Below are 21,105 nucleotides of genomic sequence, written 5' to 3' on the forward strand. Positions count from 1 at the left end.
ATCAACTGCGACCCGCTTTCATTTCCATAGTTTCAATGCATTCCCCCGACCTGGCTTGCCATAAGGCGCCATGACTACAACTTGTCTTGACCTGTCACGACCAGTGATGGCTCTGCACGTTGCAACTCCAACGCGGGCAACTTGGAAGGCTGGTTCAAGAGTCGCAGCACCGGGGAATCGTAACCGTAAACGTCCGGTTTGAACGTTACCCGTCCGTCATTATTCAGGTCTACGGTCCAATAGGCCAGCAGCACAGGCACCTTGACCGGCAGCTTGATGTTTTGGGTCTTGCCATTGGCCAGCTGCTTTTGAATACCCGCCGCGTTCCAGCGCACAGGGTCGTTGAACAGCAGTTCCACAAGCTGCAACGGGTTCTCCACCCGGATGCAGCCGGAACTGGTGGCACGCATGGATTTGGCGAACAGCTCGCGATGCGGGGTGTCGTGGAGGTAGATCGCATAGTCGTTGGGGAACCGGATGACCACCTGCCCGAGCGAGTTTTCCGGGCCGGCGTCCTGGCGCAACGTGATGCCGCGCGCATTGGACCAGTCGACGGTCGACGGATCCAGCGTGTTGCCTTCCCGATCCAGAGCGCGAATCCGGTTGGCCGCGAGGTAGCCCGGATTCTGCTGGATCTTGGGCAGCATATCCTTGACGAGAATCGTCGGCGGCACGGTCCAGGTGGGGTTGAACGTGACGTAGGTAATTTCGGACTGGAACACCGGCGTGCTGCGAAACGGCTTGCCGACCTGCACCCGGGAACGCCAGATCGGCTGACCGTCGCGGTACAGCGCGACCTTGTAGCCGGCGATATCGACGATGACAAAAGTGCCTTGCAGCTTATAGAGCAACCAGCGCGCACGCTCCATGTTTACCCGAACCTGGTCGATTCGCGCCTCAACCGGCACATTCAGTGCCGCCAGTGTCCCTGCCCCTGCCACGCCATCGGCGCCGAGGTATTGTTCGAGCTGATACTTCTTCACCGCGGCAATGACACTGTCGTCGTAATCGGTACGCTTGGACTTGTGGGGGTCAAGGTATCCGGCCGCCACCAGGCGCGCGCGCAATTGCCTGACCGCGGCATTGTCCATGCCGGGCTTGAGCGACTGCCCTTCGGCAACTTTCGGCCAACCGCCGGCATCGCGCACCTTGCGCAATTGCGCAAGGCTCTCACGCAGGCTGCGATAAACCGCCTCCTGGGGCGGCGCTTGGGCGAAAGCGCGATCGACATCGTGATCATCCAGGGCGGTAAAGAAGCTATTCACGTCCTCGCGGGGATCGACGCCCTCGGGTTCGAAGTTCCAATGAAAATCCAGGCGTGCCGGATCGACCTTGCCGCGCCGCAACTGCAGCAGCGCCGTGATGTACGTGCGGGTTGCCGCGAGATCGAAAGCCGCCCATTGCGCCGGAGTCGGCGCCGTTGCCTGCAACGCCAGTTGCGCCTGGGCCAGTTCGCCAGCCCGGTAATCCTCAGGCACAAGGCCATCGGCCTGGGTGCCATCCAGGCCCTTGAGCAATTGGCTGACATCGCGCCCGTTCATCCAGGCGGCGCGGAAATTGCGGTGCGAATAGAAATCCAGAACCACCCGGGTGACATCCACCCGTTGATGTTTACGCGAGGTCAGCAGCGGAGGAAATGCTGATTGCAAGGGTTCGAGCTGCGCCTGGATTGCCTGGCCGACCTCATCATCGGGTGCAGCACCGAGCACGCTCACTGGCGCCGGAGATGCCGGCACGATCGGCGAAGTTTCACCCATAGCAGTGCCGCTGATCAGAAAGACCATAAAAAATGCACGGCTTATGACGAATAACCTTGTTAATTGACCCATGGATAATCCTTAATCGCCTGTAATCAAAGGGCTAGCGTTCAACTCGCTGCTAGACTCGACATATTCCTGATGAGACATTTTTATGGCGCTACTTCGCTTTGGCTCACTGACAGCCCTGTTGCTGACGTCGGCTTTCCTTCCATCAGCCTACGCCGATTCGCTCGAAGTCGCGCTGGCCAAAGCTGCTCCAAACGCCAATGCCAAGGTCATTGCCCTGGCGGTTCGCGCAACACAGTGTACCCGCACCCAAGGCGCGGCTCCGGCACAGAGACTAGCAGTGATCGATTATTCCCTGCCTTCGACCGAACAGCGCCTGTGGGTATTCGACCTGAAAAAACGCAAGCTGCTGTTCCACGAACTGGTCGCCCATGGCCGCAACAGCGGCGAAAACATGGCGACCCAGTTTTCCAACCAGAATGAAAGCTTCGCCACCAGCCTGGGCCTGTACCGCACCCAACAGAGCTACGTAGGCCAGAACGGCTACTCCTTGCGCATGGAAGGCCTGGAGCCCGGCTTCAACGATAACGCCTTCGACCGGGCCATTGTGATTCACGGCGCGCCCTATGTCAGCCCGGTACTGGCGCGCGCCAACGGCCGGATCGGCAGGAGCCTCGGCTGCCCGGCAGTCCGGCCGGCCATCGCCCACCGCTTGATTGACTCGATGAAAGACGGGCAGCTGCTGTTTTCCTACTACCCGGACCAGCGCTGGCTGAAATCCTCTTCGTACATCAATTGCGGCAGCGGCACGGTGGCCTCGTCGGACAAAGTCACTTCACGCCAATAAACCGTCTATTAAAGCGGTCATTGCCAAAGGCGGGCACGGCATCACGGAATTTGCGTCACCCACGCGCTTATAATCCGCTCGTTCGCCCGCATTCGAGACCGGTATGACCGCTATCCATATCAAGTTCCCCTCCCTGACCCTCAAGGCCGGCGCCCGGGCCCTGGCACGCATTCGCGAGCGGGGCTTGAGCGCCGCCGATGTCGGCACGCTACCCGGTGCCGCGGGCGGTCCCAAAGCCTTGGGAATTCAGGGGTTGGACCTGGCACTGTTCGGCGAATGGCTGCCAGCGGCGCCGCGCGAACGCTCGTTGATCGGCGCCTCGGTGGGCTCCTGGCGTTTTGCCAGCGCCTGCCTGCCGGATGCCGCCGAAGGCCTGCGGCGCCTGGGCCACCTCTATACCGAACAGAACTTCGCCAAAGGCGTGACCATGGCGCAGATCAGCCAAAGCTCACGGCGCATGCTCGATGATCTGCTCGATGGCCGTGACGCGAGCCTGCTCGACAACCCCCACTACCGCTTGAACATCATGGTGGTGAAAAGCCACGGCCTGCTCGCGCAAGACCACCGCGGCCGCCTGGGACTGGGCTTGTCGGCGGTGATCGCCGACAACCTGCGCGGGCGTGCGCGGCTGGCCCGGCACTTCGAACGGCTGATCATCCACGACCCACGCCTGGCACCGCCGGTCAACCCGCTGAACGACTTTCCATCGCGCTTCGTCGCGCTGGACGCCTCCAATCTACGCCAGGCCCTGCTGGCCTCGGGTTCGATCCCGATGGTGATGGAAGGCGTGCGCGACCTGCCCGGTGCCGGCGCGGGCACGTTCCGCGATGGCGGCCTGCTGGACTATCACCTGGACTTGCCCTACAGCGGCAACGACATCGTGCTGTATCCGCACTTCACCGACCGGGTGATTCCCGGCTGGTTCGACAAGACCCTGCCGTGGCGCCGCGCCTGCCCTGCACGCTTGCAGGATGTGCTGCTGCTGGCGCCATCGAAGGAGTACCTGGCGCGTCTGCCCTATGGCAAATTGCCAGATCGCAATGACTTCAAGCGCTTCATGGGCGACGCCCCGAGCCGTCAGAAATACTGGCGCACGACGATGGATGAAAGCCGCCGCCTGGGCGACGAGTTTCTCGAACTGACGGCCAACGGTCGTCTTGCCGAACGCTTGCTGACCCTTTAGTCAGGACAAGCTGTTAAACTCGCCTCCTGCCCACATCGCTGCGGCGATCGCCACCTGAACAGAGCTGAAACCACTGTGGAAATCTTCAAAGAATTTACCTTCGAATCCGCCCACCGCCTGCCCCACGTCCCGGACGGCCACAAGTGCGGCCGCCTGCACGGTCACTCGTTCAAAGTGGCGATCCACCTCAGTGGCGACCTCGATCCGCATACCGGCTGGATTCGTGACTTCTCGGAAATCAAGGCAATCTTCAAGCCGCTGTATGAGCGCCTGGACCACAACTACCTGAACGATATTCCTGGCCTGGAGAATCCGACCAGTGAAGTGCTGGCCAAATTCATCTGGGCTGAACTCAAGCCGCTGCTGCCGGAACTGAGCGCCATCCGCATTCACGAGACCTGCACCAGCGGGTGCATCTATCGCGGCGAGTGAGCCAATCGATCAAAAAAACCACCGAGACCGGTGGTTTTTTTATGCCTATGCTTTTGCCCTCGCATCCGCCAAGAGGACACGCCAATGACTGACTGGCCGCTGGCTCAAAGCTATCGCTTCAATGGGCATAATGTTCGCTACGCCGTGCGCGGCGATGGACCGCCGCTGGTGTTCGTGCATGGCACACCCTTCTCTTCCTTTGTCTGGCACAGGATTGCGCCGCATTTCATCACCACGCACCGGGTGCACTATTTCGACTTGCTAGGCTACGGGCAATCGGAAAAGGTCGATGGCGACGTCTCCCTGAGCGTGCAAAACCAGCTGTTGGCTCAATTGCTGGAACACTGGGGCCTGGATCGCCCGGATGTGGTGGCCCATGACTTCGGCGGGGCGACCGCCCTGCGCAGCCATTTGCTCAACGGCAAGGATTACCGCAGCCTGACACTGATCGATCCGGTGGCGCTGACGCCCTGGGGTTCACCGTTCGTGCAGCATGTACGCCAGCACGAAGCCGCGTTCAGCGGCCTGCCGGATTACATCCAGCAGGCCGTCGTGGCGGCTTATATTCGCGGGGCGATCAAGCGCGACATCCCGGACGACGAACTCGCACCGTACGTGCAACCGTGGCTGGGCGAACCTGGGCAAGCGGCGTTCTATCGGCAGATCGCACAAATGGACGAGCGCTACACCCACGAGGCCGAGGGGCTGTACCCGACGATTCGCTGCCCGGTGCAGATTCTCTGGGGAGAGGACGACCAGTGGATTCCCATCGAACGCGGGCGGGCCTTGCAGCAGATGATTCCAGGGGCGCAGTTTCACCCTGTTGTCAACGCCGGGCACCTGGTGCAGGAGGATGCTCCCGAAGCCATCGTCGCTGCGTTGATGCGTTTTTTGCCACTGACAATGGCTGTTTGACGCCAGCCGCTAAAGAATGTGGACGACATACACCGCGCGGCGGCCTTGAGCATTGTGTTGGTCTTTCGGGCGCCTTCGCATGTAGGAGCCAGGCTTGCCGGCGAACCAGGCGCTGCAGTTTGTCTGTTGCACCGCGTCATCGTTCTTCGCCGGCAAGTCGGGTCGCCGCACCGCTGGCTCCTACGGGCGTTTACCCGCCACAGTCGCGCAATCAGGCTCAAGACGATATCTACAAAAGACCACTGGCGGCATTTACTGCTGCCGAGCTAACGTAGAGGTAATGTCCAAACGGTTCACTGAAAGGATCTGCCTGATGCACATCATCAACGCCCGGCTGCGCAACCAGGAAGGCCTGCATGAGCTGCACCTTGAAAACGGCCTGATCAGCAACATCGCCCGGCAGACCGAAGCGCCGACCCTGGGCCCCGACGATCTGGACGCCGGTGGCAACCTGGTGGTGCCGCCCTTCGTCGAGCCGCACATCCACCTCGATGCCACCCTGACCGCGGGCGAGCCACGCTGGAACATGAGCGGCACGCTGTTCGAAGGCATTGAATGCTGGGGCGAGCGCAAGGTCACCATCACCGAAGAAGACACCAAGGTGCGCGCCAGGAAAACCCTGCGAGCCCTCGCCGCCCATGGCATCCAGCACGTGCGCACCCACGTCGACGTCACCGACCCGCAGCTCACGGCGCTCAAGGCCATGCTCGAGGTGCGCGAAGAAAGCCGGCATCTGGTCGACATGCAGATCGTCGCATTCCCCCAGGAAGGCATCGAGTCCTACCGCAATGGTCGCGAGCTGATGGAAGAAGCCATCCGCATGGGTGCCGACGTGGTGGGTGGCATTCCGCATTTCGAGTACACCCGCGACCAGGGTGTCAGTTCGGTGAAATTCCTCATGGACCTGGCCGAGCGCACCGGTTGCCTGGTGGACGTGCATTGCGATGAAACCGACGACCCGCAGTCGCGGTTCCTGGAGGTGCTGGCCGAAGAAGCCCGCAGCCGCGACATGGGCTCGCGGGTCACCGCCAGCCATACCACGGCCATGGGCTCGTACGACAACGCCTACTGCGCCAAGCTGTTTCGCCTGCTCGGGCACGCCGGGATCAGCTTTGTCTCGTGCCCCACCGAAAGCATTCACCTGCAAGGCCGTTTCGACAATTTTCCGAAACGCCGGGGCGTGACCCGGGTCAACGAACTACTGGAAGCCGGCATGAACGTCTGTTTCGGCCAGGACTCGATCGTCGACCCCTGGTACCCGCTGGGCAACGGCAACATTCTGCGGGTACTCGAAGCTGGCCTGCATATCTGCCACATGCTCGGTTATCGCAACCTGCAAAACGCACTGGACCTGGTCACCGTCAACAGCGCCAAGGCCCTGGCATTGGGTGAGCGCTACGGGCTTGAACCCGGACGGCCGGCGAACCTGTTGATCCTCTCGGCGGAAAACGATTACGAGGTGATTCGCAGCCAGGGCTTGCCGCTGTATTCGGTGCGCGGTGGCAAGGTGTTGATGAAGCGGACGATGCCGGTGGTGGAGTTTTCCAGCGAACAGGTCTGAAGGTTGCTGTGACTGGACTGGCCCCTTCGCGAGCAAGCCCGCTCCCACAATGGAACTGTGTTCGCAGGACTAGTGTGGGAGCGAACCTGCTCGCGAAGGCGATCTCAAATTCACCTCACTAATCGAGCCGTACCAAACAGGCTGACCCGACTCAGCTCCCCCTGCTCTTCCTCCAGCAAAATCGGCGCCGTACCACCGGGCATCGTCACCTTCACCTCACCGGCACTCACCCAACCTACCCGCCACGCCGCGCACGCCACCGCCGACGCACTTGTCCCCGAGGACGCCGTCGGACCTTCACCGCGCTCGAACACCCGCGCGACGACATGATCTTCGGACCCACGCATCGCCCATTGCAGATTAATCCCTGCCGGACAGGGTTTACCCCCGCCAGCTGGCATCGCATAAGCGATCCGCATCAGCCCCTCGGCCAATGGCGATTGCCTCATCTGCTCATTGCCTGGCAAAGCCTCAACACTGTCCACCAGCGTCACGCAATGCGGATTGCCGACCCGGGCGAACTGACTGCGCGACCAGGCGTCATTGAGTGCCGACAGTTGGCGCACGTGGCTGAGCTCACGGCCGTTCATCTGCGCTGCCTCAACGCCAACGGCACTGACCGCCGACGGCCCGAAGCCAGGCTGGCCCAGGTCGAGCCAGAAACCCTGCACACCCTCGACGTGCGCGGCTTTCACCGACGTCTGCCCCGGCGAGGGTGTGTCGGATTTGTCGTGATGTACCCTGAGTACACAGGCTTCATCGCCCGGAAACAGTCCCAGATCGCTCAACGCCTGGGAGAAAATCGTCAACCCGTTGCCGCTGCGCTCGGCCAGGGTGCCGTCGGTGTTGACGATCAACAGATCAAAGGGCGGCGATGCCTGAAACGGCCCGACCAGCAAACCGTCACTGCAATGCTCCTTGCTGCCGGGCGGTTGCGTGCCGGGTGCCCAGGCACAGCACGCTTCGATGGCCGCGGGCGCCCAGGCCTCGCGGGTTTGCGCGGCGCGGTCGGCGTGATCGGGCACATTGATACCCTGTTGGCGCAGCGCCTCGGGCGCTACCACGTTGTAGATATTGCCCCGTGCATCGTACATCCGCGCCATGGCGCCCTCCCTGTTGGACATCTGGTTCTGCCACAACATATCGCGAAACACGCTCGGGCTGTGCAAGGATGTCAGCCTGTTGGGCGCGCAAGATCGCCGACGCTGAACGAACCCTCGGGGCCAGCTCACTGTCCCTTGCAGACGCGACGTTTTTTCCAAGGATTGATATGACCAACCTCAATACCCAGACCTCATTCGTGCCAGGGCGCCTGGAACAGATGTCCACGCGCATCGCCTTTTTCATCGCCGGCTTCGGCATCGCCGCGTGGGCACCGCTGGTGCCATATGCCAAGGCGCGGGCCGGGCTGGATGAAGGCACCCTGGGTTTGCTGCTGTTGTGCCTCGGCGTGGGCTCGATATTGGCAATGCCCGTGGCCGGTTTCCTGGCCACGCGCTTCGGTTGCCGCAAGGTGGCGACCGGTGGCACCTTGCTGATCTGTGCGGCGCTGCCGCTGCTGGCCACGGTATCGTCAATTGCGGCCTTGATCGGCGCATTGTTCATGTTCGGCGCGGGCCTCGGCACCGTGGATTCGACGGTGAACCTGCAGGCGGTGATCGTCGAACGCGCCAGTGGCAAAAACATGATGTCGGGGTTTCACGGGTTGTTCAGCCTGGGCGGAATCGTCGGCGCGGCGGGCGTCAGTGCGCTGCTCGGCCTGGGGCTCGCGCCGCTGGGGGCGATGCTGGTGGTCATTGTGTTGCTGCTGGTTGCACTACTCAAGGCTGCCCCGCACATGCTGCCCTATGGCAGCGAAAGTTCGGGGCCGGCGTTCGCTGTTCCCCACGGCATCGTGCTGTTTATCGGCGGGATGTGTTTCATTGTGTTCCTAGCCGAAGGTGCCGCCCTGGACTGGAGCGCGGTGTTCCTGGCTCAGGAACGCGGCATCGACAAGGCCTACGCCGGATTGGGTTATGCGGCATTTGCCCTGACCATGACGGTGGGCCGGTTGACCGGTGATTCAATCGTGCGTCGCCTGGGTGCGACGCGGGTGATTGTCTTTGGTGGGATGACGGCAGCGGCCGGACTATTCCTGGCCACGTTCGCCCCCAGCTGGGAAGCGTCGCTGGTGGGTTATGCACTGCTGGGCGCCGGATGTTCGAACATTGTGCCGGTGCTGTACACCGCGGTGGGCAAGCAGACCGTGATGCCGCAAAGTATCGCCGTGCCAGCCATTACCACCCTGGGTTACGCCGGGATTCTCGCAGGGCCTGCGGTGATCGGATTTGTCGCCCATGCCGCCAGTCTGAGTTTTGCCTTCGGGTTGATGGCGCTGTTGCTGCTGGCGGTGGCGATTGGCGGGAAAGTGTTGAAGGTTTAACGCGAAAAGATCGCAACCTGCTCCTCTGTATTAGCGGCTGAAGGCTGCGATCTTTTGATCTTCGGCTATTAAAACCCGACGCTGGCCTGCACGAAGAACGTACGCGGCGTACCGACGTACATGCCCGCGTTGTTGTCGCTGGAGCGGGTGAAGTACTGCTTGTCGAAGATGTTTTTCACCCCGGCCCCCAGCTTCAGGTTCGACACCTGCGGACCGAAATCATAGCCGGCGCGCACGTTCCAGGTGACGTAGCCCGGAATGTCGCCGTACTGCCCATCCGCCGTGCCTTCGGTGATGTAGTTGTTGCTGAAGCTGCCGTCAGCGTTCACCGCCACGCCCGGGGAGCGTTGTTTGGACTGGGCGAAGGCATCCAGGTTGTAGGTCCAGCGATTGATGTCGTAGCGCAGGCCGGCGGTCGCCACCTGGCGCGAGTAGAACGGCAGGTCCCGCCCCTTGAAGTCCGGAATCTCACCTTCATAGACCGCACGGGTGTAGGTGTAGCCGGCGTTCGCGGTCAGGCCGGCGAGGCGAGGGTCCAGCGCGGCCATGTCGTAGTGCACCGAAGCCTCGATACCGCGGTGCGTGGTGGCGCCTAGGTTCGTCCAGCCCGCATCGTTGCTGATGTATTGCAGCTCTTTATCGAAGTCGATGTAGAACAGCGTCACTTCACCGCCCCACACTTCATCGTTGTAGCGCGTACCGATCTCGTAGGTCTTGGCTTTTTCCGGCTCAAGGCCGTTGGCCGTTTCGTCACCCACGCCACCCTGGCCGAGCTGGAAATACTGCAGGGAGCCGAACGAGGTTTCGTAGTTGGCGAACAGTTTCCAGGCATCGGACATGTGATACATCACGCTCAGCGCCGGCAGCGGCTCGTTACTCTCGATGCTGCGGCGTTTTTCCTGCACCGGCTTGCCCGCGGTGTCGAGCACCGGGCGGTCATGCCATTCGGTCTGGATGTGTTCGAAACGCACACCCGGGGTGATGGTCCAGTTGCCGACATCGATTTTGTTGTCGACATACACCGCGTGGGCTTCAGTACCACCGGTACGGTCCTGGTACACATGGCCGTCCGACGTCTTGGTCACCACCGGTTCGTTGCTGCTGTTCAGCCCCAGACGGCTCGCTTGCTCGTGCATACCTTCTTTCAGGTAGCGATAACCGACGCTGACTTCCTGGGTCGTCTGGCCGACGTCGAACACGTGGGACACACGCGGTTCGATGCCATAGGTGTAGTAGGTGCGCGGAAACGAACCCAAGGTCTTCTGGTCGCGAGCGGCGATGTTGCTGCCACGGAAACTGTCGGAGTAGTAGGTCAGCACTTCGGCCTGGGTGCGGTCGTCGAGTTGCCGAATCCACTTGAACGACACGTCCTTGCGGCGACCGCTGAAGTTGTCGTTGTCACGGTCGGACTGGAACGGATCGGCGTCGTACTGGGCCTGGGTCAGGCCACCGGGCATGTCGGCGCTGGCGTCGTAGTAGTGAAAGTTGAGGCTGAAATCGTCCACATCGGTCGGCGCCCAGTGAGTCTTGAGGATCACGTCGTCGATGTCATTGCCATTGTTGCTTTTGCGATAACCGTTGCCATTCACCCCGGAATACAACAGCGCCACGCCCATGCCGTTGTCTGCGGTGCCGCCGGCGAACAGCGTATCGATGTGCTTCCAGCCACCGTGCTGGGAGGTTTCCAGCGTGCTGCCGATTTCAGCCGAGGCTTGTTCCGGGATCGCCCGGGTCACGAAGTTGATCACCCCGCCGACGTTCTGTGGCCCATAACGCACCGAGCCGGCGCCGCGTACCACGTCGATGCTGTCGAGGTTGCCGGAGGAAATCGGCGCCATGGACAACTGCGGCTGGCCATAGGGGGCGAAGGCCGCCGGAACACCATCGATCAACACGGTCGAGCGTGGCGACAGGCGCGAGGTCAGCCCGCGAACGCCGACGTTCAGCGAGATATCACTACCACCGGTGCCGTTGGCCTCTTGCACTTGCACACCCGGCACGCGCTTCAAGACGTCGCCGACGTTCATCGCACCTTGCTCGACCATGGCCTCGCGGCGAATCACGGTTCGGGCGCCGGGGTGGTTCTGCACCACCGCGGCATCGGCATCACCGAGCCAGTCGCCCACCACCTTGATGTCGGTCATGCCCAGCTCCAACGGGCCGTTTTCCGCAGAGGCCGGGGCCGGCAGCAGGGTCACCGAGCCTTCATTGATCTGGTATTGCAGGCCGCTACCTTGCAACAACTGGCGCAGCGCCTCTTCCGGGGCGATATTGCCATCCACCGCGGGGGCCTGCTTGCCGGCCACCAGTTCAGGACTGAAAAAAACCTGCAGCGAAGTTTGCTGGCCCAACTGGCTCAGGGCCTGCCCCAAAGGTTGCGCCGGGATGTGAATAGCATCGGCAGCGAATGCCTGGGGCAGCGCCAGGTTGACCGCCAGTGCAAGGGCCAGCGGCAACCAAGGGGAATTGTTGTTTTTAGCGGTGGTTTTTTCACGTCGAACGTAGTCCTGAAGATCGCAAGAGTGTGCGCTTGTTAATGCAAACCAATTGCAGTTGAACAGGAAGACGATGAACTCGAAAAAAACCTGAATTTTATTTTGAAATTATTTCCTGGCTGCCGTCATCGAGCGTGCGCACGGCCACCGGAAGGATGCTCGGCAGGGCCTTGAGCAACGCGTCGGTGTTGTCGGACTTGAACACGCTGGTCAGGCGCAGATTGCCCACCGCCGCGTTGCCGACCTTGAGCGGCTTGTCCCGATAACGCGAGACCTGCTCGGCAACATCGGCCAGGCTGGCGTTGTTGAACACCAGCTTGCCGTTGCGCCAGGCCGTGAGTTCAGCGGGGTTGACCGCGTAGGCAGCCGCGACTCTGCCTTGGGCATCGACCTGGGTACCCAGCCCTGCGGTGAGGTTGACGAAATCATTGTCGGCCGCCGAGCGCCCTTGCACCTTGACCGTGCCCTGCTCCACCACGACCCGGGTTTCGGCGCTGCCCCGGCGCACATCGAAGCGGGTACCGGTGACCGTGACCTTGCCACTTCCGGCTTCAACCACAAACGGCCGACTGCTGTCATGCTGGACGTTGAACATCGCCTCGCCTTCGCTCAGCTCAATGGCGCGACGATTCTTTTCAAACCGCACCTGAATCCGGCTGCGGCTGTCCAGATCGATCACCGAACCGTCGGGCAAGGCTACCTGGCGACGTTCGCCCAGGGCTGTGGAAAACTCCGCCGTATAAGGCGACGGTTGCTTCAGACTGTTGAACAGTCCCAAGCCGACCGCTACCGCCAGCACACTGGCGGCCACCGCATAGCGCAATATCGGTCGCCGTTTGCTGCGCGCCGGCGCTTCTTCACACAACGCCCGCAGACGCGCCGCCGGCAACAGGTCAGCGGCTGTCCACAGGCCCTGGAGCAATTGGAATTCGCTGCGGTGTTGAGGGTGTTCCTTCAGCCAGCTTTCGAATTGGCGTTGCGCGTCGACATCGACGGCGGGTTCCTGCAAACGCACAAACCACCGCGCCGCTTCATCGCGAACCGTTGTTTGCCCGCACGCACAATCACGAGTATCCATCATGGAAGTTCCTGTTTGGCTGGGGATGAGAAAGCGCGGCCGCTCATGGGTACAGTCCTTCAAGGCGGTCGCGCAGATGCCGCAGCGTGCGGATCATATACTTTTCCACCATGTTCTTGGACAGACCCAGGCGTTCGGCGATTTCAGCCTGGGTCAGGCCTTCGATTTTCTGCCAGACAAACACCTTGCGGCAGTTGACCGGCAGCTCGGTGAGCGCCCGTTCGATGGAATCAGCCAACTGGATCGCTTGCATGTAATGCTCCGGGTCGCCGGATGACGACACACTTTCATCGATCGCCTCCGACTCCATGGCGCCCCGCCGATCCTCACGTCGATAACCGTCCACCGCGATGTTGCGCGCGGTCTGGTGCAGATAGGCCCGCGGTTGCTGCACCGTCGCCGAATCCGACTCGAGCACCCGCACGAAGGTATCGTGGGCCAGGTCCTCGGCCTGCTGACGGTTTCTCAGGCGACGGGTCCAGGTGCCAACCAACTCTTCGTAGTGCTCGAAAAAGCCGTGTCTGCGGGGCAGCTTGGGGGTCATTGCGGTGTGCTGTGGAGACGAGGGTGTGAATAGTAATGCTTCCTATTAACCCAAGGCAACGGTTTGCGGCTGAGCGGCCAAAGGCTAACGCTCGTTAGCCTTTGGCGCCGCGAGTACCGGGCAGTTCAACACGCGCCACCAGCCCTGCGCCGTCGCGATTGCGCAGGGTCAGCTCGCCACCCTGCTCACGAACGATCGCCCGGGCAGCGGAGAGTCCCAGTCCCACCCCACCGGTGTCACGGTTGCGTGAGGTCTCCAGGCGGTAGAAGGGATCGAACACCTGTTCGAGGGCGGACTCGGGGATGCCGGGGCCCTCGTCACTGACTTCGATACAGACCCTTTGCCCGTCCCCCTTCAACTCGATACCTGGCTTGCGGCCATACTTCACGGCGTTTTCCAGCAGGTTGACGATCACGCGCTTGATCCCGAGCGGGCGGCCGTCGTACACCAGGTGGGCGGGACCTGTGAAGTGGACGTCGATGTCCTGGTCGCGGAAATCGTCGACGATCGTTTGCAGCAATTCCGAAAGGTCGAATGCCGTGGCGTGTTCCCCGTGGCTTTCATCACGGAAAAACCCCAGCGCCGCGTTGATCATCGTCTGCATTTCTTCGATGTCGCGCACCATTTTGCGCTGCTGTTCCCGGTCTTCCATGAATTCGCTGCGCAGACGCATCCGTGTCAGGGGGGCGCGCAAGTCGTGGGAAATGGCCGCGAGCATCTGCGTGCGCTCGCTGAGAAAGTGTCGGATCTGGGCCTGCATGGTGTTGAAGGCAATGATCGCCTGGCGTATCTCATCGGGGCCTTCGATCTTGATCGGCGGCGCGCGCAAGTCATCACCAAAGCGCCGTGCAGCGCTGGCAAAACGTTGCAGCGGGCTGGCCAGTTGCCGTGTGGCAATCCAGGCGACCAGCAGGGTGGCCACCAGCCCCAGGGCGATGATGATCGCGATCCGTACGCTTGAATCGAGCCCCCAGCTGCGTTCCGGCGGCGTGAACGACAGCCAGCTGCCATCGCGCAGTTCAACGAGTGCCACGTAGTGCGCCCGGGGGCTTTCATTCGGCCAGTCGCTGGGGTTGAAGACTTGAATGCGGCGCGCAACATCGCCCAGCAATCGGTGCAGCGGCGAATGTTCGGGCCCCACCTGCGTACCGCCCGGGGGCAGATGGAAGTCGCCCCGCTGGCCGTGCCAGACCACTTCGAGCATCGGGTGGCTCGCGGCGGCGGCCAATGACGGGCGCAACGGCACAGGCGCCGCCTCGATCACCCGGACATTCGCAGCGATTTGCTCCAGCAGGCCGGTGCGCTCAATGGGCGGGCGGCCCCAGGTGCCAGCAAGCTGCACGAACAATCCATTGAGGAGCAGCGAAGCGAGCATCGCCGCGACGATGGTCAGGGCGATCCGCGACCTGAGGGTATCGCGCGGGACTATTCGAGCGACCATGCGACGGATCACGAGCGGGTCACCTTGGCGCAGAACATGTACCCACCGTTACGCACGGTACGAATGAGATCCGGGCGCTTGCTGTCCGGTTCGATCTTGCGTCGCAGTCGACTGACCTGCACATCGATGCTGCGGTCATAGGCATCGTGGCCCTGGCCACGCGTCAGGTCGATCAACTGCTCGCGGGTGAGAATGCGTTGCGGATGCTCGAGAAACACCCGCAGCAAATCGAACTCGCCGGCGGACAACGGAATCATCACACCCTCGGGCGAACGCAATTCGCGACAGGTGATGTCCAGGTGCCAATCGGCGAAGGTGATGACCGGACGCGTCGGCTCGTGCCCCGGGCTTTTCTCGCCGGCGCGACGCTGCACGGCACGCAGCCTGGCAAGCAACTCCCGGGGGTCGAAAGGTTTGGTCAGGTAATCGTCGGCGCCCAGTTCCAGGCCGACAATGCGGTCGCTCAGTTCACCCATCGCGGTCAACATGACGATCGCAATATCCGTCTGCGCCCGCAGTTTCTGGCAGAGGCTCAGGCCACCTTCGCCGGGTAGCATCAGGTCTAGGATGATGATGTCCGGGCGGTTTTTTTCGATCATCGCCCACATGGCCTCACCATGGGTGGCCAGGTCCACCTCGTACGCATGCTGCACAAAGAACTGCTTCAGCAGGGACAGGATTTCCACATCGTCGTCGACGATCAGCAGTCTGCTCACGTTCAGGGATCCACGGCGAAAAAAGAGCGTATCTAAAACCATTCCGCTCTCAGGGTCATATATTTCAATCCAGCAACATTCCTGCCCGCCTGACATCAATCGGACATACGGTCGCAACCCCCCTGCGGCACCCTGCGCGAATTCCAATTCATGAGGTCTTCCATGCAGGGTTCGAACATCGCCTACGCGACCGAGACAACCGATAGCACTCATTCGGTGATCCTGAACCAGCGCACCAGTGCGCCAGCGCAGGATGAGCCGATTTTATTCCAGCAATCGTGCCTGGGACTGACCGACGATCGGACCCATGTCGTGCTGCGCCGCTATTTCGAGCAATACAGCCCGACCACCGGCACCTGGGTGGAATACATCCACCGCGTGCCGATCGCCGAGTTCACCCAGTGGATCATGGCTCATGGCGATCTGCGGATCGAATGCTCGGAAGACCTTCCAGGCTCCACCCTCCAACCAGGAACACCTTGATGAGAAAGCGCTACTCGCTACCGCTATTGGCCGTTGCAACCCTCGTCCTCTCGGCGTGCAGCAACAAAAAAGTCGCATCATCGGACACCTATTCAGGCTTTCTGAAAGACTACAGCGCCTTGACGGAGCACCAGTCACCCTCGGGGGAGCCGGTATTGAGCTGGGTGAACCCGACCCTTGAGCTCAACCGTTACACGCAGGTCTATATCGAACCGAGCCGGTACTACCCGCAGCCCGCACCCAGCAAGCGCCTGCCACAGACCACGCTTGACGACACGACCTGGTACTACGATGCGGCGCTCAAGCACGAGCTGGGCAAGGTCTTGACCGTGGTCACCACCCCAGGCCCCAAAACCCTGATCGTGCGGCCGGCAATCACGCGAGTGACGGCCAGCACACAGGGCCTGCGCTTTTACGAATGGCTGCCGATCACCCTGGTTGCGGCAGGTGTCAGCACCGCCACCGGGATCCGTGACCAGGACAGTGAAATTGCCACCGAAGTAGCCTTTGTCGATGGCGGGAACAGGACCCTGGTCGCCAAAGTGGTGCGCAAGGGCACGGGAGTGCCGCTGGAAAACGACAAAGAGGTGATCACCACGGCAAACGTCAAGGGCGTGCTCGACGGCTGGGCCAGCGACCTGCGCAAGTCGTATCTTGCGATGCGCCAGTAGGAGGCGACTTAATGCTCCTACGGAGTGGTGCAGAAAACTGAACTACTACAGCTTGCCAAATAAGTTCATTTCGCGGTTATCCCCAATCACTGTCGAAGCCGGGTTGCCCGCAAGGTGGCCGGCGCTGCCAGCGAGCGAGCATCTCGGAAAGAGCAGCAATGACCCATCAATCGAACACGCAACCCTGGCGCACCTATCAGTTCTGCTAGTACCCGACTTTTGCAAAAGCGCCAATACTGAGCTCCCGCACTTCGGACCTTGGGGGTAACCACCCATGACATCATCACCGCGCGAAGCCGTACTCTGCCATTACCACTACGACCCCCTCGATCGCCTGATCAGTCATGTTCTAGCAGATACCCCCGAACGCCAGCGCTTCTACTGCAAAAGCCGGTTGTCCACCGAGATACAGGGGGCGATTCGCTACTCGATCGTCCAGAATGAAGAACAGTTGTTGGCACAACAACGAAGCGAGGGTGATGCACCTGAAACCACGCTGCTGGTCACCGACCAGCAGCGTTCGGTGTTGCACAGGCTCAAGGCCAATCATCCACCGCAACCCATCGCTTATTCGCCCTATGGTCACCGTCCTGTTGGAAGCGGGTTGCTCAGCCTGCTCGGTTTTAACGGCGAACGGCCGGATCCGGTGACCGGGTGTTATTTGCTGGGGAATGGGTATAGGGCGTTTAATCCCGTATTGATGCGGTTTAATAGCCCCGATAGTTTTAGCCCGTTTGAAAAAGGAGGAATTAATGCATACGCGTATTGCGGCGGAAACCCTGTAAATCGAACTGACCCCACCGGACACTCCTGGGTGGATGATATTATAGATGAAGTCATAACAAAAATCCCTCTCGGAAAAGAGCACCTCAAGAAAACAATTGCAAAAAATACAGCTAGAGAAATAGCGGAGAACACCCCTCCTGCACTCAGAGGCATAGACCCTCCAGACGAATTATATTTCGACAGATATACAATAATAAAAAACGCCCGCAATAAGACAAGAGAAAAATTCGAGACAGCACTGGCCAAGGTAGAAGAGCTTAAAAGGCTGCCACCCTCTATTCAAAACTTAGAAAAAATGAGCAAGCTTTTCTCAAACGCAAAGAAAAACCTGGACGCTTCATACGTATTTGATCTCGCGCGAATAGATCATAAAGTGATGATTTCTATGAAAATATCACCACCTATTCAAAAAAGTATACCAACAACCGCAACCTCTATCTCAAACAGCCCCTCCCCCTCAGCTAGTGCAGCTAATATCAGGAAAAGCGAACAAACAAAAAAGTAGAAACTGGTCAGACTTATACATAGGAAAAATTTAACGTGGTGCCTGGACTCACTCAAAACAACCGATGCAGTGCACTTGGAATTTTAAGGCTGAGATAGCTGCAACCTGTTTCAGGACTAGGCACCTTTAATTTTTTCCAGTCTTCGCTTCATCCCTACCGGCCAATTTTACACTCCTGCGCCTAAATTATGCCTGCGCTGACAGTTGTTACGAATAACATTATCAATTAGTGAATCCCCCCGAAAACCCCGCCATGACGATGCCCACTGTCTTATCTGTGTACCTTGCTACATCCGTTCCACAGGGACATGGACACTGGCAACAAAATAGAGAAAACAAATGATGACCGACGGACAGAAATTGGGAAACGAACGCCCCATCAAAGGGGGGGGGATGGCTGCGCACAACAAATAGAAGTCTCCAGCCGCACCAATGAGGTACCAGTCGACCAAGATCAGCGGATGTCTCAGGGCGAGCGTATCGTGTAAGAATCGGATGGCCGGCATGGGATCGGGATCTTGTTTATGGGTGGTGCAATACAAGCTGGCAACCCGCGTAAGCCTTTAATTCTTAACTTATTGATTCAATGAAAGAATCTTGACCTTTAAGGCTCCACCCCCTTTCTTCAAACTTTTGACGCCATAAGGTAACGAAAAGTACTATCGCAAGAAGCCTTCCAACCTTTGCAGAGGATTGAAATAGAGTTTGACCGGATGATTTGATTTGCTTGGCCTAGCGTCATCGCAGGCAAGCATGACTCCCACACCAATCTATGCAAAATATTGAGAAAGCTGATTCAGGCAGGCAGTCAAAGCAATCTGGCAGGAATCCAAATGCAGGCGTCGACTGGCTGTAGCAAAGTGCAAGCATGCCAGCCACCGGCTTTTCCCCCAGGAATGCACACATGTCCAGCGCCAAAGCATCGCCCAAAAGATCACCGTTTGCCCGGCTCGCCCTGGCCATCTCCCTGAGCGCCCTCGGCCTGCCGTTGTCCATGGGCAATGCCCAGGCCCACGGCGGTCACGCCGAAATGGTGCCTTTGCAAGCGGGCCTCGAGGAGTTTGGCGCCAGCGTCAAATGGGACGACTACTCGAACCTGTTCACCATTGCCAAGGACGGGGTCTACCTCAAGGTCAAGCCGGACAGCAAAGTGGCCATGCTCAACGGCAAGCGCATGGAGCTGACGGTGCCCGTGGTGTTCAAGGGCAAGACGGCGTTCATGTCCAAGGACTTCATCAACCAGGTCTTCCAGTCCGGCCTGGACACGACCTTTGTCGTTGAGACCCGCCCTAACCCGCTCAACCCCCTGACGGCGGACGAAATCACCGCCGCAGTGGACATCATCAAGAAGTCCGAGCACTACAAGCCCGACTTCCGCTTCACCGAAGTATCGGTCAAGGAACCACCGAAGGATCAGGTGTGGAACTTCGTCTACACCGGGCAAAACGTGACCCAGCCGCGCCAGGCCAATATCGTGGTGCTGGAAGGCAAGCATGTGATCGAAGCGCTGGTGGATCTCGACAGCAAGGCGCTGCAATCCTGGAAGCCGATCGAAGGCGCCCACGGCATGGTGCTGCTGGATGATTTCGCCACGGTGCAAACCGCCGTCGAGACCAGCCCCGAATACGCCCAGGCCCTGGCCAAGCGTGGCATCAACGATGTGAAGAAGGTCGTCGCCACGCCGCTGACCGTCGGTTACTTCGACGGCAAGGACGGCTTGGCCCAGGACAAGCGCCTGCTGAAGATTGTCAGCTACCTCAATGTCGATGACGGCAACTATTGGGCACACCCGATCGAGGGCCTGGTGGCGATCGTCGATCTGGAGCAGAAAAAACTCATCAAGATCGAAGACGAAGCACTCGTTCCGGTCCCGATGAAACCGACGCCCTACGACGGACGCGGGCGCAAGGGCGTGGCGGTCAAGCCGCTGGAAATCATCGAACCCGAAGGCAAGAACTACACCATCACCGGCAACAGCATTCACTGGCAGAACTGGGACTTCCACGTTCGCCTCGATTCGCGGGTCGGCCCGATCCTGTCCACCGTCACCTACGACGACAAGGGCAAAAAGCGCAAGATCATGTACGAAGGCTCCCTGGGCGGGATGATCGTGCCTTACGGCGACCCGGATGTGGGCTGGTACTTCAAGGCTTACCTGGATTCCGGCGACTACGGCATGGGTACCCTGACCTCACCGATCGCCCGTGGCAAAGACGCTCCGGAAAACGCCGTGCTGCTGGACGCCACCATCGCCGACTACACTGGCGCACCGACCTCGATTCCGCGCGCCATGGCGGTGTTCGAGCGCTATGCCGGTCCGGAATACAAACACCAGGAAATGGGCCAGCCCAACCTCAGCACCGAGCGGCGTGAACTGGTGGTGCGCTGGATCAGCACGGTCGGCAACTACGACTACATCTTCGACTGGGTCTTCCAGCAGAACGGCACCATCGGCATCGACGCCGGCGCCACCGGCATCGAAGCGGTCAAGGGCGTGAAATCGAAAACCATGCACGAAGAAACCGCCAAGGAAGACACGCGCTACGGCACCCTGCTCGACCACAACATCGTCGGCACCACGCACCAGCACATCTATAACTTCCGCCTGGACATGGACGTGGACGGTGAAAGCAACTCGCTGGTGGAAGTGAACCCGGTGGTGCTGCCCAACGACCGTGGCGGGCCGCGCACCAGCACCATGCAGACCGAAACCCGCGTGGTCAGCACCGAACAGCAAGCGGCGCAGAAGTTCGACCCGTCGACCGTTCGCCTGCTGAGCAACCTCAGCAAGGAAAACAAGGTCGGCAACCCGGTGTCCTACCAGTTGATTCCCTATGCCGGTGGCACGCATCCGGTGGCCAAGGGCGCCAACTTCGGCACGGACGAATGGCTGTACCACCGCCTGAGTTTCATGGACAAGCAGCTGTGGGTGACGCAATACAACCCGGAAGAGAAGTACCCGGAAGGCAAGTACCCGAACCGCTCGGACAAAGACTCGGGGCTGGGGCAATTCACCCAGGACAACCATTCCATCGAGAACACCGACGACGTGGTCTGGCTGACCACCGGCACCACCCACATCGCCCGGGCCGAGGAATGGCCGATCATGCCGACCGAGTGGGTACATGTGCTGTTGAAGCCGTGGAACTTCTTCGATGAAACGCCGACGCTGAACCTCAACTCCCCGAAATAAAAGGCAGGACGCCCCCCTGTAGGAGCGAGCCTGCTCGCGATGAACGTCCGGACAACGCGGGCACTCA

The 21,105-nt window shown here is 60.3% G+C and carries 17 protein-coding genes; 10 read left to right on the plus strand and 7 right to left on the minus strand.

All coding sequences use genetic code 11. The annotated features are described in order from the left end of the window. Window positions 1-74: 74 nt before the first annotated feature. Window positions 75-1,829, minus strand: coding sequence for a L,D-transpeptidase family protein (locus tag OH720_RS22875; protein ID WP_272603000.1), 1,755 nt, complete (start codon window positions 1,827-1,829; stop codon window positions 75-77). Between the two features lie 82 nt (window positions 1,830-1,911). Here OH720_RS22875 and OH720_RS22880 point away from each other — a divergent pair, with 82 nt between their 5' ends. The 5 genes from OH720_RS22880 (at window position 1,912) to codA (ending at window position 6,704) form a co-directional block, all read left to right on the plus strand. Continuing rightward, window positions 1,912-2,613 carry a murein L,D-transpeptidase catalytic domain family protein gene (locus OH720_RS22880; RefSeq protein ID WP_008056298.1) on the plus strand — a complete coding sequence of 234 codons (702 nt, stop codon included), beginning with the start codon at window positions 1,912-1,914 and terminating at the stop codon, window positions 2,611-2,613. Between the two features lie 103 nt (window positions 2,614-2,716). Further along, the gene (locus tag OH720_RS22885) at window positions 2,717-3,796 is read left to right on the plus strand and encodes a patatin-like phospholipase family protein (RefSeq protein ID WP_272603001.1); all 1,080 of its coding nucleotides are present in this window, start codon (window positions 2,717-2,719) and stop codon (window positions 3,794-3,796) included. A 75-nt stretch (window positions 3,797-3,871) separates the two neighbouring features. Next, window positions 3,872-4,228, plus strand: a complete 357-nt coding sequence (gene queD, locus OH720_RS22890; protein WP_008056290.1) for a 6-carboxytetrahydropterin synthase QueD — start codon at window positions 3,872-3,874, stop codon at window positions 4,226-4,228. Between the two features lie 84 nt (window positions 4,229-4,312). After that, a complete protein-coding gene (locus OH720_RS22895; protein ID WP_272603002.1) occupies window positions 4,313-5,143 on the plus strand; it encodes an alpha/beta fold hydrolase in 831 nt (276 codons plus the stop codon). A gap of 313 nt (window positions 5,144-5,456) precedes the next feature. Beyond that, complete coding sequence (codA, locus tag OH720_RS22900; RefSeq protein ID WP_272603003.1) at window positions 5,457-6,704, plus strand: cytosine deaminase; 1,248 nt, start codon at window positions 5,457-5,459, stop codon at window positions 6,702-6,704. Window positions 6,705-6,814: 110 nt separating this feature from the next. On the opposite strand, the gene OH720_RS22905 is transcribed toward codA, so the two are convergent. Next, entirely contained in the window at window positions 6,815-7,807 is a 993-nt protein-coding gene (locus tag OH720_RS22905) for a diaminopimelate epimerase (protein WP_272606505.1), read from the minus strand. Window positions 7,808-7,974: 167 nt separating this feature from the next. On the opposite strand from OH720_RS22905, the gene OH720_RS22910 reads away from it, so the two are divergent. Then, a complete protein-coding gene (locus OH720_RS22910) occupies window positions 7,975-9,126 on the plus strand; it encodes an MFS transporter (protein ID WP_272603004.1) in 1,152 nt (383 codons plus the stop codon). A gap of 68 nt (window positions 9,127-9,194) precedes the next feature. Here the strand turns inward: OH720_RS22910 and OH720_RS22915 are convergent, their stop codons facing one another. The 5 genes from OH720_RS22915 to OH720_RS22935 all read right to left on the minus strand — a co-directional run bounded on the left by OH720_RS22915 (window position 9,195) and on the right by OH720_RS22935 (window position 15,400). Then, complete coding sequence (locus tag OH720_RS22915; protein ID WP_272603005.1) at window positions 9,195-11,582, minus strand: TonB-dependent siderophore receptor; 2,388 nt, start codon at window positions 11,580-11,582, stop codon at window positions 9,195-9,197. Window positions 11,583-11,718: 136 nt separating this feature from the next. After that, entirely contained in the window at window positions 11,719-12,702 is a 984-nt protein-coding gene (locus OH720_RS22920; protein WP_272603006.1) for a FecR family protein, read from the minus strand. A gap of 40 nt (window positions 12,703-12,742) precedes the next feature. Next, a complete protein-coding gene (locus OH720_RS22925) occupies window positions 12,743-13,243 on the minus strand; it encodes a sigma-70 family RNA polymerase sigma factor (RefSeq protein ID WP_180203549.1) in 501 nt (166 codons plus the stop codon). Window positions 13,244-13,337: 94 nt separating this feature from the next. After that, window positions 13,338-14,684, minus strand: a complete 1,347-nt coding sequence (locus OH720_RS22930) for an ATP-binding protein (RefSeq protein WP_272606506.1) — start codon at window positions 14,682-14,684, stop codon at window positions 13,338-13,340. Window positions 14,685-14,692: 8 nt separating this feature from the next. Continuing rightward, complete coding sequence (locus OH720_RS22935; protein ID WP_272603007.1) at window positions 14,693-15,400, minus strand: response regulator; 708 nt, start codon at window positions 15,398-15,400, stop codon at window positions 14,693-14,695. Window positions 15,401-15,562: 162 nt separating this feature from the next. Between OH720_RS22935 and OH720_RS22940 the strand changes: the two genes are divergently transcribed. The 4 genes from OH720_RS22940 (at window position 15,563) to tynA (ending at window position 21,038) form a co-directional block, all read left to right on the plus strand. Continuing rightward, a complete protein-coding gene (locus tag OH720_RS22940) occupies window positions 15,563-15,883 on the plus strand; it encodes a hypothetical protein (RefSeq protein WP_008056276.1) in 321 nt (106 codons plus the stop codon). Beyond that, entirely contained in the window at window positions 15,883-16,554 is a 672-nt protein-coding gene (locus OH720_RS22945) for a DUF3313 domain-containing protein (RefSeq protein WP_272603008.1), read from the plus strand. The genes OH720_RS22940 and OH720_RS22945 overlap by 1 nt, the downstream gene beginning before the upstream one ends. A gap of 274 nt (window positions 16,555-16,828) precedes the next feature. Continuing rightward, the gene (locus OH720_RS22950) at window positions 16,829-17,845 is read left to right on the plus strand and encodes an RHS repeat-associated core domain-containing protein (RefSeq protein ID WP_272603009.1); all 1,017 of its coding nucleotides are present in this window, start codon (window positions 16,829-16,831) and stop codon (window positions 17,843-17,845) included. 904 nt (window positions 17,846-18,749) lie between these two features. Next, the gene (gene tynA, locus OH720_RS22955; RefSeq protein ID WP_272603010.1) at window positions 18,750-21,038 is read left to right on the plus strand and encodes a primary-amine oxidase; all 2,289 of its coding nucleotides are present in this window, start codon (window positions 18,750-18,752) and stop codon (window positions 21,036-21,038) included. Window positions 21,039-21,105 lie beyond the last annotated feature (67 nt).

This window comes from Pseudomonas sp. WJP1, assembly GCF_028471945.1.
In the GTDB taxonomy this organism is placed as follows: domain Bacteria; phylum Pseudomonadota; class Gammaproteobacteria; order Pseudomonadales; family Pseudomonadaceae; genus Aquipseudomonas.